General features: G+C 51.4%; 7 protein-coding genes, 2 tRNA genes, 2 rRNA genes, 2 pseudogenes and 1 other annotated feature. Of the genes and pseudogenes, 4 read left to right on the top strand and 9 right to left on the bottom strand.

Going from position 1 to position 15118, the window contains the following annotated elements; translation table 11 throughout:
- Positions 1 to 61 precede the first annotated feature (61 nt).
- The 7 genes and pseudogenes from O3W44_RS16720 to rluD form a co-directional block, all read right to left on the bottom strand.
- Positions 62 to 2965 (bottom strand): 23S ribosomal RNA (locus O3W44_RS16720).
- A gap of 204 nt (positions 2966 to 3169) precedes the next feature.
- A tRNA-Ala gene (locus O3W44_RS16715) sits at positions 3170 to 3245 on the bottom strand.
- Between the two features lie 105 nt (positions 3246 to 3350).
- Positions 3351 to 3427, bottom strand: a tRNA-Ile gene (locus tag O3W44_RS16710).
- 72 nt (positions 3428 to 3499) lie between these two features.
- Positions 3500 to 5041: ribosomal RNA gene (locus tag O3W44_RS16705) — 16S ribosomal RNA — on the bottom strand.
- The 16S and 23S rRNA genes sit together here with 2 tRNA genes alongside, the layout of an rRNA operon.
- Before the next feature lie 475 nt (positions 5042 to 5516).
- Positions 5517 to 8089: pseudogene (gene clpB / locus O3W44_RS16700) on the bottom strand (ATP-dependent chaperone ClpB).
- 125 nt (positions 8090 to 8214) lie between these two features.
- Positions 8215 to 8943 (bottom strand): purine nucleoside phosphorylase YfiH, encoded by a 729-nt coding sequence (yfiH, locus tag O3W44_RS16695; RefSeq protein ID WP_269293925.1) that lies wholly within the window; start codon positions 8941 to 8943, stop codon positions 8215 to 8217.
- On the bottom strand, positions 8940 to 9920 hold the full coding sequence (gene rluD / locus O3W44_RS16690; protein ID WP_269293924.1) for a 23S rRNA pseudouridine(1911/1915/1917) synthase RluD: 981 nt from the start codon (positions 9918 to 9920) through the stop codon (positions 8940 to 8942). The genes yfiH and rluD overlap by 4 nt, the downstream gene beginning before the upstream one ends.
- Before the next feature lie 129 nt (positions 9921 to 10049).
- On the opposite strand from rluD, the gene bamD reads away from it, so the two are divergent.
- The 4 genes and pseudogenes from bamD (at position 10050) to pheA (ending at position 12794) form a co-directional block, all read left to right on the top strand.
- On the top strand, positions 10050 to 10784 hold the full coding sequence (gene bamD, locus O3W44_RS16685; RefSeq protein ID WP_269293923.1) for an outer membrane protein assembly factor BamD: 735 nt from the start codon (positions 10050 to 10052) through the stop codon (positions 10782 to 10784).
- 277 nt (positions 10785 to 11061) lie between these two features.
- Positions 11062 to 11388 (top strand): ribosome-associated translation inhibitor RaiA, encoded by a 327-nt coding sequence (gene raiA / locus O3W44_RS16680; protein ID WP_269293922.1) that lies wholly within the window; start codon positions 11062 to 11064, stop codon positions 11386 to 11388.
- A 97-nt stretch (positions 11389 to 11485) separates the two neighbouring features.
- Positions 11486 to 11609 (top strand) — a sequence feature (Phe leader region).
- Positions 11487 to 11645 carry a hypothetical protein gene (locus O3W44_RS16675; RefSeq protein ID WP_269293921.1) on the top strand — a complete coding sequence of 53 codons (159 nt, stop codon included), beginning with the start codon at positions 11487 to 11489 and terminating at the stop codon, positions 11643 to 11645. (Overlaps the previous feature by 123 nt.)
- A pseudogene (gene pheA, locus O3W44_RS16670) lies at positions 11632 to 12794 on the top strand (bifunctional chorismate mutase/prephenate dehydratase). The gene O3W44_RS16675 and the pseudogene pheA overlap by 14 nt, the downstream one beginning before the upstream one ends.
- Positions 12795 to 12830: 36 nt before the next feature.
- Here the strand turns inward: pheA and tyrA are convergent.
- Positions 12831 to 13952: a bifunctional chorismate mutase/prephenate dehydrogenase gene (tyrA, locus tag O3W44_RS16665; protein WP_269293920.1), complete on the bottom strand. Its 1122-nt coding sequence runs from the start codon at positions 13950 to 13952 to the stop codon at positions 12831 to 12833.
- A 6-nt stretch (positions 13953 to 13958) separates the two neighbouring features.
- Positions 13959 to 15038 (bottom strand): 3-deoxy-7-phosphoheptulonate synthase, encoded by a 1080-nt coding sequence (locus tag O3W44_RS16660; protein ID WP_269293919.1) that lies wholly within the window; start codon positions 15036 to 15038, stop codon positions 13959 to 13961.
- Positions 15039 to 15118 lie beyond the last annotated feature (80 nt).

The following is a 15118-nucleotide window of genomic DNA, read 5'->3' as shown; positions in this document are numbered from 1 at the left end:
AGGGCCGCGCAGAATTATCCGTCACAAGCTGAAAGTCTCTCAAAAACGCCTCTGGCGTTGTAAGGTTAAGCCTCACGGGTCATTAGTACCGGTTAGCTCAACGCATCGCTGCGCTTACACACCCGGCCTATCAACGTCGTCGTCTTCAACGTCCCTTCAGGACCCTCGAGGGGTCAGGGAAAACTCATCTCGGGGCAAGTTTCGTGCTTAGATGCTTTCAGCACTTATCTCTTCCGCACTTAGCTACCGGGCAGTGCCATTGGCATGACAACCCGAACACCAGCGGTGCGTTCACTCCGGTCCTCTCGTACTAGGAGCAACCCCCCTCAGTTTTCCAGCGCCCACGGCAGATAGGGACCGAACTGTCTCACGACGTTCTAAACCCAGCTCGCGTACCACTTTAAACGGCGAACAGCCGTACCCTTGGGACCTACTTCAGCCCCAGGATGTGATGAGCCGACATCGAGGTGCCAAACACCGCCGTCGATATGAACTCTTGGGCGGTATCAGCCTGTTATCCCCGGAGTACCTTTTATCCGTTGAGCGATGGCCCTTCCATTCAGAACCACCGGATCACTATGACCTGCTTTCGCACCTGCTCGCGCCGTCACGCTCGCAGTCAAGCCAGCTTATGCCATTGCACTAACCTCACGATGTCCGACCGTGATTAGCTGACCTTCGTGCTCCTCCGTTACGCTTTGGGAGGAGACCGCCCCAGTCAAACTACCCACCAGACACTGTCCGCAGCCCGGATCACGGGCCCACGTTAGAACATCAAACGTTAAAGGGTGGTATTTCAAGGTTGGCTCCACGCGGACTGGCGTCCGCGCTTCAAAGCCTCCCACCTATCCTACACATCAAGGCTCAATGTTCAGTGTCAAGCTGTAGTAAAGGTTCACGGGGTCTTTCCGTCTTGCCGCGGGTACACTGCATCTTCACAGCGAGTTCAATTTCACTGAGTCTCGGGTGGAGACAGCCTGGCCATCATTACGCCATTCGTGCAGGTCGGAACTTACCCGACAAGGAATTTCGCTACCTTAGGACCGTTATAGTTACGGCCGCCGTTTACCGGGGCTTCGATCAAGAGCTTCTCCTTGCGGATAACCCCATCAATTAACCTTCCGGCACCGGGCAGGCGTCACACCGTATACGTCCACTTTCGTGTTTGCACAGTGCTGTGTTTTTAATAAACAGTTGCAGCCAGCTGGTATCTTCGACTGGCCTCGGCTCCGGGAGCAAGTCCCCTCACCTACGCGCCAGCGTGCCTTCTCCCGAAGTTACGGCACCATTTTGCCTAGTTCCTTCACCCGAGTTCTCTCAAGCGCCTTGGTATTCTCTACCTGACCACCTGTGTCGGTTTGGGGTACGATTTCGTGTTACCTGATGCTTAGAGGCTTTTCCTGGAAGCAGGGTATCAGTCACTTCAGCTCCGTGGAGCCTCGTCGTCACGCCTCAGCCTTGATTATCCGGATTTGCCTGGATAACCAGCCTACACGCTTAAACCGGGACGACCGTCGCCCGGCTGACCTAACCTTCTCCGTCCCCCCTTCGCAGTAACACCAAGTACAGGAATATTAACCTGTTTCCCATCGACTACGCCTTTCGGCCTCGCCTTAGGGGTCGACTCACCCTGCCCCGATTAACGTTGGACAGGAACCCTTGGTCTTCCGGCGAGCGGGCTTTTCACCCGCTTTATCGTTACTTATGTCAGCATTCGCACTTCTGATACCTCCAGCAGCCCTCACGGACCACCTTCTGCGGCTTACAGAACGCTCCCCTACCCAGCAACGCATGCGCGTCGCTGCCGCAGCTTCGGTGCATGGTTTAGCCCCGTTACATCTTCCGCGCAGGCCGACTCGACCAGTGAGCTATTACGCTTTCTTTAAATGATGGCTGCTTCTAAGCCAACATCCTGGCTGTCTGTGCCTTCCCACATCGTTTCCCACTTAACCATGACTTCGGGACCTTAGCTGGCGGTCTGGGTTGTTTCCCTCTTCACGACGGACGTTAGCACCCGCCGTGTGTCTCCCGTGATAACATTCTCCGGTATTCGCAGTTTGCATCGGGTTGGTAAGCCGGGATGGCCCCCTAGCCGAAACAGTGCTCTACCCCCGGAGATGAGTTCACGAGGCGCTACCTAAATAGCTTTCGGGGAGAACCAGCTATCTCCCGGTTTGATTGGCCTTTCACCCCCAGCCACAGGTCATCCGCTAATTTTTCAACATTAGTCGGTTCGGTCCTCCAGTTAGTGTTACCCAACCTTCAACCTGCCCATGGCTAGATCACCGGGTTTCGGGTCTATACCCTGCAACTTAACGCCCAGTTAAGACTCGGTTTCCCTGCGGCTCCCCTATACGGTTAACCTTGCTACAGAATATAAGTCGCTGACCCATTATACAAAAGGTACGCAGTCACACCCACGAAGGTGCTCCCACTGCTTGTACGTACACGGTTTCAGGTTCTGTTTCACTCCCCTCGCCGGGGTTCTTTTCGCCTTTCCCTCACGGTACTGGTTCACTATCGGTCAGTCAGGAGTATTTAGCCTTGGAGGATGGTCCCCCGTGTTCAGACAGGATACCACGTGTCCCGCCTTACTCATCGAGCTCACAGCTCGTGCACTTTTGTGTACGGGAGTGTCACCCTGTACCCTGCGCCTTTCCAGACGCTTCCACTAGTGCACAAGCTGATTCAGGCTCTGGGCTGCTCCCCGTTCGCTCGCCGCTACTGGGGGAATCTCGGTTGATTTCTTTTCCTCGGGGTACTTAGATGTTTCAGTTCCCCCGGTTCGCCTTGCAGCACTATGTATTCATGCTGCAATGATGCACTGAGTGCACCGGGTTTCCCCATTCGGACATCGCCGGCTGTAGCGGTTCATATCACCTTACCGGCGCTTTACGCAGATTAGCACGTCCTTCATCGCCTCTGACTGCCAGGGCATCCACCGTGTACGCTTAGTCGCTTAACCTCACAACCCACAGGCGTTTTGCAACGCTGCAGACTGCAAGCATTTGAGAGACTCGTCCGCATCGCTGTGCCATTCCCTGTTACGGAGAAATGGCGCGACGCGTCGTTTCAATTTTCAGCTTGTTCCGGATTGTTAAAGAGCAGTAAAACTTCGCAATGCACTCGAAAATGCATTCTGAAGTTTTGGGTATCAACCGCAGGTTGATGGTGGAGCTAAGCGGGATCGAACCGCTGACCTCCTGCGTGCAAGGCAGGCGCTCTCCCAGCTGAGCTATAGCCCCAAATAGGTAAAACCCGTGACCATGATTCTTCTGTAATCAGGACGTGGCAACGCCAGGCACGCTGAACTGTGCGTTCCGGGGTCACAACGAAGAGTACGCAAGAACTGGTAGGCCTGAGTGGACTTGAACCACCGACCTCACCCTTATCAGGGGTGCGCTCTAACCACCTGAGCTACAAGCCTGCCGGGGTTTTACTGCTCTTTACTTTCTATCAGACAATCTGTGTGAGCACTTCGCGGGAAGGTATCTTCAGGTAAGGAGGTGATCCAACCGCAGGTTCCCCTACGGTTACCTTGTTACGACTTCACCCCAGTCATGAATCACAAAGTGGTAAGCGCCCTCCCGGAGGTTAAGCTACCTACTTCTTTTGCAACCCACTCCCATGGTGTGACGGGCGGTGTGTACAAGGCCCGGGAACGTATTCACCGTGGCGTTCTGATCCACGATTACTAGCGATTCCGACTTCACGGAGTCGAGTTGCAGACTCCGATCCGGACTACGACGCACTTTATGAGGTCCGCTTGCTCTCGCGAGGTCGCTTCTCTTTGTATGCGCCATTGTAGCACGTGTGTAGCCCTACTCGTAAGGGCCATGATGACTTGACGTCATCCCCACCTTCCTCCGGTTTATCACCGGCAGTCTCCTTTGAGTTCCCGACCGAATCGCTGGCAACAAAGGATAAGGGTTGCGCTCGTTGCGGGACTTAACCCAACATTTCACAACACGAGCTGACGACAGCCATGCAGCACCTGTCTCACGGTTCCCGAAGGCACTCAGGCATCTCTGCCCGATCCCGTGGATGTCAAGAGTAGGTAAGGTTCTTCGCGTTGCATCGAATTAAACCACATGCTCCACCGCTTGTGCGGGCCCCCGTCAATTCATTTGAGTTTTAACCTTGCGGCCGTACTCCCCAGGCGGTCGACTTAACGCGTTAGCTCCGGAAGCCACGCCTCAAGGGCACAACCTCCAAGTCGACATCGTTTACGGCGTGGACTACCAGGGTATCTAATCCTGTTTGCTCCCCACGCTTTCGCACCTGAGCGTCAGTCTTCGTCCAGGGGGCCGCCTTCGCCACCGGTATTCCTCCAGATCTCTACGCATTTCACCGCTACACCTGGAATTCTACCCCCCTCTACGAGACTCAAGCCTGCCAGTTTCAAATGCAGTTCCCAGGTTAAGCCCGGGGATTTCACATCTGACTTAACAGACCGCCTGCGTGCGCTTTACGCCCAGTAATTCCGATTAACGCTTGCACCCTCCGTATTACCGCGGCTGCTGGCACGGAGTTAGCCGGTGCTTCTTCTGCGGGTAACGTCAATGATGAGGCGTATTAAACCTCATCCCTTCCTCCCCGCTGAAAGTACTTTACAACCCGAAGGCCTTCTTCATACACGCGGCATGGCTGCATCAGGCTTGCGCCCATTGTGCAATATTCCCCACTGCTGCCTCCCGTAGGAGTCTGGACCGTGTCTCAGTTCCAGTGTGGCTGGTCATCCTCTCAGACCAGCTAGGGATCGTCGCCTAGGTGGGCCGTTACCCCGCCTACTAGCTAATCCCATCTGGGTTCATCCGATGGTGTGAGGCCCGAAGGTCCCCCACTTTGGTCTTGCGACGTTATGCGGTATTAGCCACCGTTTCCAGTGGTTATCCCCCTCCATCGGGCAGATCCCCAGACATTACTCACCCGTCCGCCACTCGTCACCCAAAGAGCAAGCTCTCCTGTGCTACCGTCCGACTTGCATGTGTTAGGCCTGCCGCCAGCGTTCAATCTGAGCCATGATCAAACTCTTCAATTTAAAGTTTGATTTGCTTCAACCCGTGAAGCGATGCTCTGTGAATTAAACTTCGTAATGAATTACGTGTTCACCCAGCAGAGACTTGATATTTTTTTACGTCCGGAGACGCTGATATCAATCCTGCGAGTGCCCACACAGATTGTCTGATAAATTGTTAAAGAGCAGTGCGACCAGCGGGTTAACCGTCTGTCGCGAGGTGGCGTATATTACGCTAACCTCCTTCAGAGTCAACTTCTTTTTTCGAAGTTTTTTCTCCGGCGGCTCAGTCTCCTGAACCTCTCAACACGTCATTCCGTAAGCCGGTGTGCCGTGTCAGTGGAGGCGCATTATAGGGAGTTCCTGCGGGCTGACAAGTGCTAATTTGAAGTTTTTATTCAACCGCTCAATTTTTAACCCAACTGATTTAATACTAGCCAAAATAACCTGTCTGGGCGATAAAAAAACGGGCTCTGAGGCCCGTTTTAGGTAAAACGCATCACTGACGGGCAGTAATAACGTTGTCTTTAACTTCCATTTCAATGGTTTTTCCAGGAACCAGCACACCCGAAAGAATTTGCTGCGCCAGCGGATTTTCAATCTGCTGCTGAATTGCACGCTTGAGCGGCCGCGCACCATACACCGGGTCATAACCGTTCTCGCCCAGCAGTTTAAGCGCCTCGCTGGAGATATTCAGTTTATAACCACGCTCTTCCAGACGTTTATACAAACGCTGCAACTGTATCTGGGCAATAGAAGCAATGTGCTTCTCCGCCAGCGGATGGAAAACCACGACTTCATCAATACGGTTAATGAACTCAGGACGGAAATGATGCCCGACTACGCCCATTACAATATCTTTCATTTCGCTGTAATTCAGATCGCCAAAACGCTCCTGGATTAAATCAGATCCCAGGTTTGAGGTCATAATGACCACCGTATTACGGAAATCTACGGTTCGGCCCTGACCATCCGTTAAGCGTCCATCATCTAATACCTGCAGCAGAATGTTGAATACATCCGGATGCGCTTTTTCTACCTCATCAAGCAAGATGACGGAATAAGGACGACGACGCACAGCCTCTGTCAGATAACCGCCTTCTTCGTAGCCCACATATCCTGGCGGTGCCCCCACCAGCCGCGACACAGAATGCTTCTCCATGAACTCAGACATATCAATGCGCACCATAGCGTCGTCACTATCAAATAAAAAGTTTGCTAATGACTTACAGAGTTCAGTTTTACCTACGCCCGTCGGCCCAAGAAACAGAAATGAACCGATAGGACGATTCGGATCTGATAACCCTGCCCGACTACGGCGAATCGCATTCGATACTGCTTCAACCGCCTCATCCTGACCGATAACGCGCGCGTGTAAATCCTGCTCCATACGCAGCAGTTTGTCGCGTTCCCCTTCCATCATGCGAGCAACCGGAATACCGGTCCAGCGTGCTAATACGTCGGCGATTTCCACATCCGTAACGCGGTTGCGCAGCAGCTTCATGGTTTTACCTTCAGCCTGCGTTGCTGAGGCTAACTGTTTCTCCAGTGCCGGAATCTTGCCGTACTGCAGTTCCGACATCTGTGCCAGATCACCTAAGCGACGCGCCTGCTCCAGCGTTAAACGTGCTTGCTCAAGCTCTGCTTTAATATTTTGAGTACCGGAGAGTGACGCTTTTTCTGCCTTCCACTCTTCTTCAAGCTCAGCATATTCCCGCTCTTTCTGATCCAGCTCGCTTTCTAACATGGCAAGCCGCTTTATGCTCGCATCATCAGATTCTTTCTTCAGCGCCTGCTGTTCCAGTTTCAACTGGATAATTCGGCGTTCCAGCCGATCCAGCGATTCTGGCTTGGAGTCGATCTGCAAGCGAATACTGGAAGCTGCCTCGTCAATCAGGTCAATAGCTTTATCGGGCAACTGGCGATCGGCAATATAGCGATGCGACAAAGTTGCCGCTGCAACAATTGCGGGATCGGTAATTTGCACATGGTGATGTAGCTCATAACGCTCTTTCAGCCCACGTAAAATCGCAATGGTGTCTTCAACACTCGGCTCTGCCACATAAACTTTCTGGAAACGGCGCTCCAGCGCGGCATCTTTTTCAATATATTGACGATATTCATCAAGCGTCGTAGCACCGACACAGTGCAATTCACCGCGTGCCAGCGCGGGTTTCAGCATATTACCTGCGTCCATGGCACCGTCGGCTTTACCTGCGCCCACCATCGTGTGCAACTCATCAATAAACAGGATGACATTGCCTTCTTGTTTAGAAAGGTCGTTTAACACACCTTTCAAACGCTCTTCGAATTCACCCCGATATTTTGCACCGGCCACCAGCGCACCCATATCAAGCGCCAACACGCGACGGCCTTTCAATCCTTCTGGGACTTCGCCATTGATAATACGCTGCGCCAGGCCTTCAACAATTGCCGTTTTACCTACACCCGGCTCCCCAATGAGCACCGGATTATTTTTTGTGCGCCGCTGCAGCACTCGGATAGTACGACGAATCTCTTCGTCCCGACCAATCACCGGATCGAGTTTGCCCTGTTCGGCCCGCTCGGTCAGATCAATGGTGTATTTCTTTAATGCCTGGCGCTGATCTTCAGCCCCTTGATCATTCACGTTCTCTCCTCCACGCATTTGTTCAATGGCCTTAGTGAGTTTTTCAGTGGTTGCGCCAGCCGATTTTAAAAATCTGCCAGCGAGCCGCGTGAATCGAGGGCCGCCAGAACAAACAATTCAGATGAAATAAAGTTATCGCTGCGCTTTTGCGCCAGCTTGTCGCACAGGTTAAGTACGCGAATCAAATCAGATGAGGGTTGAACATCCCCCTCCGTTCCCTCTACCTGCGGCAGACGGTCGATGGCTTGTTCAATTTGAGTGCGTAATGCTGCTACGTCGACACCTGCAGACGCCAGCAACGGGCGAACAGATCCCCCTTCCTGATTAAGCAATGCGCTCATCAGATGCAGAGGTTCAATAAATTGATTATCGTGTCCCAGAGCGAGGGACTGCGCGTCGGCGAGAGCCAGTTGGAATTTGTTAGTAAGACGATCCAGACGCATGATTCCTCCCATTACAGGTCAAAATGCTACTGGAGATTAAATGAGGTCATCCCTCAAATTTTCAAGGTTGATGACCTGAGATGAGAGCAAAAAACAGGCTGACTGGATCGTCTTATGGCGTAAGGTTATAACAGCCAGATCAAAGTTGCCATACGTCCTGTTGTGCCATCGCGGCGGAAAGAGAAAAAATCGTCGCGTTGCTGGAAAGTACAGCGCATATCGGCACTCACAGATTTTACGCCCGCTGCCTGCAAACGCTGCTGCGCCAGCAGCCAGATATTGGCATAAAATTTATTGCCTGCTGGACGAAAAGCCGCTGCCGCTGCTGAATGTTGAGCCATAAAAGCACTGCGCACTTCTGCGCCAACTTCAAATGCGTTAAAACCGATCGCCGGCCCAAGCCAGGCGTGAATCTGCTCCGCTGGAGAGCGAAACTGTGCCAGGGTATTTTCTAACACGCCAGCACAAAGTCCGCGCCAGCCAGCATGGGCTGCGGCAACTTCTGAACCGTCGGCGCTGCAAAACAGCACCGGCAAACAGTCTGCCGTCATCACTGCGCAAACCACGCCCGGCTCCGATGTTATGCAGGCATCTGCTCGTGGCATCTTCTGTTGCTCAAGGTTCAAACGTACCACATCAGTGGCATGAACCTGTTCCAGCCACTGCGGCATTGAGGGCAAATCCGCCAACTCCATCAATCGCTGACGATTGCGCTCAACGCATGCTGGTTCATCTCCGACATGTGCCCCCAGGTTTAGAGAGTCCCAGGGCGCAGCACTTATGCCGCCCTGTCGCATAGTAGAACATGCTCGCACGTTAGCAGGCGCTGGCCAGTCGGGAATAATGATACTCATAGCCAGTCCAGCTGATCCTTGAACTCTTCAGTATCAGCTTTGAGCGCATTAATAAGATCAATCATGTCCTGGGGAATTGCCGCATGGAATTCCATCTCAATTCCTGAAATGGGGTGATAAAGACGCAACATTGTGGCGTGTAGCGCCTGGCGGTCAAATCCACGCAGTGTAGAAATGAACGCATCCGATGCGCCTTTTGGCGGACGAGGGCGACCACCATAAAGCGGATCGCCAACCAGCGGATGGTTGATATGCGCCATATGGACACGAATTTGATGGGTACGGCCCGTCTCAAGGCGTAAACGCAGACGGGTATGCGCCCGGAAATGCTCCATGATGCGATAGTGCGTCACTGCCGGTTTACCCATAGGATGAACAGACATATGCGTGCGTTTAGTTGAGTGGCGGCTGATTGGCTCATCCACCGTACCGCCTGCCGTCATAGTGCCAATCGCAACCGCTTCATATTCACGGGTGATCTCACGTCTTTGTAGTGAATCAACCAGGTGCGTTTGTGCCGGAACCGTTTTTGCCACCACCATTAATCCGGTGGTGTCTTTATCCAGACGATGAACGATGCCCGCACGCGGAACATCCATGATCGCTGGATAGTGATGAAGCAATGCGTTCAACACCGTGCCGTCTGGATTACCTGCGCCAGGATGAACCACAAAGTCACGCGGTTTATTGATGACGATAATATCTTCATCTTCATAAACGATGTCGAGCGGCAGATTTTGCGGCTCCCAGCGTTGCTCTTCTTCGATTTCCGCTTCGATGGCAACGCGCTCGCCACCCAATACTTTCTCTTTCGGTTTATCAATAATCGTGCCATTAACACTGACGCGATGATTAAGGATCCACTCTTTTATGCGAGAACGTGAATAATCAGGGAACAATTCTGCCAAAGTCTGATCTAAGCGTTGTCCGAGTTGTGATTCGGATACCGTTGCGGTGAGTTGAACTTGTTGTGCCATATACAGCTTCTTCGTTAACGTTGGGTTTTCACGGCGATGCCGTTTAATATAATGTGCTATCGTACCTGGTCATCACCGGGAGCTATACGGACAGCTTCCGCCATAACATTTGAGGATAATCACTTCGTCATGACGCGTATGAAATATCTGGTGGCTGCTGCCACACTGAGCCTGGCACTTGTAGGTTGTTCCGGCTCAAATGACGCGGTACCGGACAGCCCGCCTTCTGAAATTTACGCTACAGCGCAGCAAAAGCTGCAGGACGGTAACTTTAAAGCGGCAATTAAGCAACTGGAAGCGTTGGATAATCGTTATCCGTTCGGTCCCTATTCACAGCAGGTTCAGCTGGATTTGATCTACGCGTATTATAAAAATGCCGATCTGCCATTAGCGCAGGCTGCCATTGCTCGCTTCATGCGCCTGAATCCTACTCATCCAAACATTGATTACGTCATTTATATGAAAGGGCTGACGGATATGGCGCTGGATGACTCTGCGCTGCAAGGCTTCTTTGGTGTTGATCGCTCCGATCGTGATCCCACCCATGCGCGCGATGCCTTCCATGATTTCTCGCAGCTGCTGCGCAGTTATCCTAACAGCCAATACGCGGCGGATGCACAGAAACGTCTGGTCTATCTGAAAGATCGCCTGGCGAAATATGAGCTTTCTGTGGCGCAATTCTATACTAAGCGCGGGGCATATGTCGCGGTTGTTAACCGCGTTGAAGGCATGATGCGTGACTATCCCGATACGCAGGCAACGCATGATGCTTTACCGTTGATGGAAAATGCGTATCGCCAACTGCAACTTAATGCTGAAGCCGATAAAGTCGCGAAGATTATTGCCGCCAATAATACGCACTGATCTTTTCAACTTTACGCAAAGAAAAAGCAGCCACATGATGGCTGCTTTTTTATGCTCAGAAAAACGTCGAAAAATGAAGTTTCTCATTGAGCTAACTTACCAACAATGCACCTTAAAACGTCCTGCTTCAAGGCTTTTTGCCCGTTTTTTGCAGCTTTCTCACAAATAACTGGCCTTGACAAAAAGTGACATTTTTTCGTGATCTGAATCACACATTTTGCGTTTTTTCGCGCTATGCTGGTCCTACCAAGACGGAAATGACAGAGAGGTAAGAAATATGATTCTGAACATTACCAGTAAACAAATGGAAATCACTGCCGCTATCCGCAACCATGTCGAAGACCGTCTCGCCAAGCTAGAAAAATGGCAAACTGACCTCATCAATCCGCATATTGTCCTGTCTAAAGAGCCGAAAGAGTTTGTTGCTGATGCGACAATTAATACTCCAAACGGTACTTTAGTCGCCAGTGCTAAACATGACGATATGTATACCGCCATCAATGATTTGATTGCTAAATTAGAACGCCAACTCAATAAAGTTCAGCACAAATCAGAAGCACGCCGCGCTACTACCAGCGTTAAAGATTTCATGCCGGCCAGCTAGATCAACCAATACGTTTAACGCGCCTGCGGGCGCGTTTTTTATTGACAGCTTTTAAGCAGTGCGGTTACTCTCAGGTCACTTTAGTTACGGAAATTTTCATGAAACAACAGCTGTTTTTCTTCGCTTTCTTTTTACCTTCCCCTGACTGGGAGGCAATTCGTCGTGTGAAAACGAAAGCGAAGACGAACAACAAAGCCTCCCAACCGGGAGGCTTTTTTATTGGACAGCATACAGGTGAGCTTTATGAATCCCGATAATCCCTTACTGGCGTTGCGCGATCAGATAAGCGCAGTGGATGAAAAATTACTGACGCTACTGGCTGAACGCCGCGCGCTGGCTGTTGAGGTCGCACAAGCCAAACTGGAAACACATCGCCCTATTCGTGATGTAGAACGTGAGCGTGCCTTACTGGAGCGCCTGATTGTTCTGGGTAAAAAGCATCATTTAGATGCGCACTACATTACCCGCTTGTTTCAGCTTGTGATCGAAGATTCAGTCCTGACTCAGCAGGCGCTGTTGCAAAAAAACCTGAATCATCCTCATGCTCAGGCTGCACGCATCGCTTTTCTCGGTCCTAAAGGTTCCTATTCTCATCTTGCCGCACGTAAATATGCGGCACGTCATTTCGATAGCATGGTTGAAAGCGGTTGCCTGAAGTTTCACGATATTATTAAACAGGTTGAAAACGGCCTGGCTGACTACGCTATTTTGCCAATTGAAAATACCAGTTCAGGCTCGATCAATGATGTTTATGATTTGCTGCAACAAACAAGCTTATCGATCGTCGGCGAACTGACACTGCCAATTGAACATTGCGTTTTGGTCAATGGCATCACTGATTTACAGCAGATTGAAACGGTTTACAGTCATCCTCAGCCTTTCCAGCAATGCAGCCAGTTCATTAACCGCTTCCCACACTGGAAAATCGAATATACCGAGAGCACCGCTGCGGCCATGGAGAAAGTCGCTGCATTAAACTCACCGAAAGCCGCAGCCTTAGGGAGCGAAGCGGGTGGTGAGTTATATCATTTACAGGTCCTTGAGCGGAACCTGGCAAATCAGCAGCAGAACCACACGCGCTTCATTGTGCTGGCACGCAAGCCTATTGAAGTTTCCGATCAGGTACCGGCAAAAACTACGCTCATTATGGCAACAGGTCAGCAAGCAGGTGCCTTGGTTGATGCGCTGCTGGTTTTACGCCAGCATAACCTGATTATGAGCAAGCTGGAGTCGCGCCCTATCAACGGAAACCCGTGGGAAGAGATGTTTTATATCGATGTTCAGGGAAATCTTCAGTCAGAACGAATGCAGCAGGCATTGCACGAACTGAAAGCAATGACGCGTTCACTGAAGGTTTTAGGCTGTTATCCGGGGAAAATGTCATACCCGTTGAACCAGGCAAGTAAATAATAAAAAGGCATCCGGTTGGATGCCTTTTTACTTTACTGACGACTGTCGTTCGCCGAGCGTAACAGACTGCGACTTTCAACCAGGAAGCGTTTGGCGTGATCGCCGAACCAGTGCTCCACACGATTAAAACTGTCAATAAATGCCTGCTTGTCACCCTGCTCCAGCAATGTGATCGCTTCACCAAAACGCTGATAGTAACGTTTAATCAACGCCAGATTATTTTCTGAAGACATAATGATGTCTGCATACAACTGAGGGTCTTGTGCAAACAGTCGTCCTACCATCGCCAGTTCTAAGCGATAGATAGGCGACGACAGCGCCAGTAACTGATCGAGATTAACATTCTCTTCAGCCAGATGCAGGCCGTAAGCAAACGTCGCGAAATGACGCAGCGCCTGGATGAAAGCCATATTCTGGTCATGTTCAACCGCACTGATCCGATGCAGACGCGCGCCCCAAACCTGAATCTGTTCAAGGAACCATTGATAGGCTTCAGGTTGTCTGCCATCGCACCAGACAACTACCTGCTTCGCCAGGCTACCGCTGTCTGGGCCAAACATCGGATGAAGTCCAAGTACCGGACCGTTGTGTGCCGCGAGCATCGCCTGTAGAGGACGATTTTTGACTGAAGCCAGATCGACCAGAATGCAATCTTCTGGCAGTGGCGGTAACTGCGCGATGACCTGCTCAGTCAAATGGATCGGCACGCTAATAATGACCATACCGGCATCGCGGAGTAGCGCATCAGCCTGATCCCAGTCATCTTTATCCAGGCTTTTAACGGCATAGCCAGACAACGTCAGCATCTTTTCAAACAGACGCCCCATTTGGCCATTACCGCCAACAATCACCACCGGGCGCAATGACGGACAAAGGGTTTTAAAGCCTTTGTCGTTTTCGCTGGTGTAGGATTCACGCATGACGCGGCGTAATACATCCTCGATTAAATCGGGCGGCACGCCGAGCATTTCGGCTTCTTTGCGGCGCGAGGCCAGCATAGAAGCTTCGCGCTCAGGCACATAAATAGGCAAGCCGTAACGGCTTTTTACTTCGCCAACTTCAGCGACCAGTTCAAGCCGCTTAGCCAGCAGATCGAGTAGCGCCTTGTCTACATTGTCAATTTGATCGCGTAACGCGGTCAGTTCAGCCACCATTACTCATTACACCTCGTGTGACAGACGCGCCGACAGTACTCCCTGCAGATCCTGATGCATGTCGCGTAGCAATGTCTCAGTGATTTCCCAGTTGATGCAAGCATCGGTTACGGAAACACCGTATTTCATTTCGCTGCGTGGTTGCTCTGAAGACTGGTTACCTTCATGGATATGGCTTTCCAGCATTAAACCAATTATCGAACGGTTTCCATCTTTGATCTGGGCAATAGCAGATTCAGCTACGCCAGGCTGACGGCGGAAGTCTTTATTAGAATTGCCATGGCTGCAATCTATCATTAAGGCCGGGCGCAGTCCCGCTTTCAGCATCTCTTTTTCACACTGAACAACATCTTCCGGGCCGTAATTTGGTGCTTTGCCGCCGCGCAGGATAACGTGACCATCGGGGTTGCCTTGCGTTTGTAATAAACAAACCTGCCCTGCCTGGTTAATGCCGACAAAGCGATGCGGCATGGCGGCAGCACGCATGGCGTTAATCGCGGTGCCCAAACTTCCATCCGTACCGTTTTTAAAACCGACCGGCATTGACAGGCCCGACGCCATTTCACGATGGGTCTGAGATTCTGTGGTACGCGCACCAATTGCCGACCAGCTAAACAGATCGCCTAAATATTGTGGGCTATTCGGGTCAAGTGCTTCCGTTGCTAAAGGCAGCCCCATTTCCACAAGATTGACGAGCAGCTCACGGGCAATGTGCAAACCGGCTTCCATATCAAACGAGTTATCCATGTAAGGATCGTTGATTAACCCTTTCCAGCCGACGGTAGTACGGGGTTTTTCAAAATAGACGCGCATAACGAGATACAGCTGATCCTTCAACTGTTCAGAAAGAGTTTGCAAACGACGTGCATATTCAAGTGCCGCTTCAGTATCGTGGATCGAGCACGGGCCGCATACTACTAACAAGCGCGGGTCGCGACCGGCAATAATGTCAGAGATGGTCTGGCGGGAAGCGGTAATTTGCGCTTCCTGCTGAGCGGTTAACGGGAACTTTGCTTTAAGTTCTTCCGGCGTGATCAAAACTTGTTCGTCAGCGATGTGCACATTATTCAGCGCGTCTTTTTGCATGATGCGATCCTTTTACTCGTTTATGCGGTCACAGGATCCTCGTTGAGGATGGCCCACACTGTATCACAAGCCGTACATGA

The sequence above is a fragment of the Pantoea sp. LMR881 genome (assembly GCF_027157825.1).
Taxonomy (GTDB): Bacteria; Pseudomonadota; Gammaproteobacteria; order Enterobacterales; family Enterobacteriaceae; genus Pantoea; species Pantoea haifensis.
Note: the sequence above shows the minus strand (reverse complement) of the source record. Positions and strands in the feature narration are given on the sequence as shown.

Bases quoted from the DNA above. Each gene is read 5' to 3' on its own strand.
- tyrA (WP_269293920.1), bottom strand. From the start codon at position 13,952: ATGGTGGCTGAACTGACCGCGTTACGCGATCAAATTGACAATGTAGAC.
- yfiH (WP_269293925.1), bottom strand. From the start codon at position 8,943: ATGAGTATCATTATTCCCGACTGGCCAGCGCCTGCTAACGTGCGAGCA.
- rluD (WP_269293924.1), bottom strand. From the start codon at position 9,920: ATGGCACAACAAGTTCAACTCACCGCAACGGTATCCGAATCACAACTC.
- O3W44_RS16675 (WP_269293921.1), top strand. From the start codon at position 11,487: ATGAAACAACAGCTGTTTTTCTTCGCTTTCTTTTTACCTTCCCCTGAC.
- bamD (WP_269293923.1), top strand. From the start codon at position 10,050: ATGACGCGTATGAAATATCTGGTGGCTGCTGCCACACTGAGCCTGGCA.
- O3W44_RS16660 (WP_269293919.1), bottom strand. From the start codon at position 15,038: ATGCAAAAAGACGCGCTGAATAATGTGCACATCGCTGACGAACAAGTT.
- raiA (WP_269293922.1), top strand. From the start codon at position 11,062: ATGATTCTGAACATTACCAGTAAACAAATGGAAATCACTGCCGCTATC.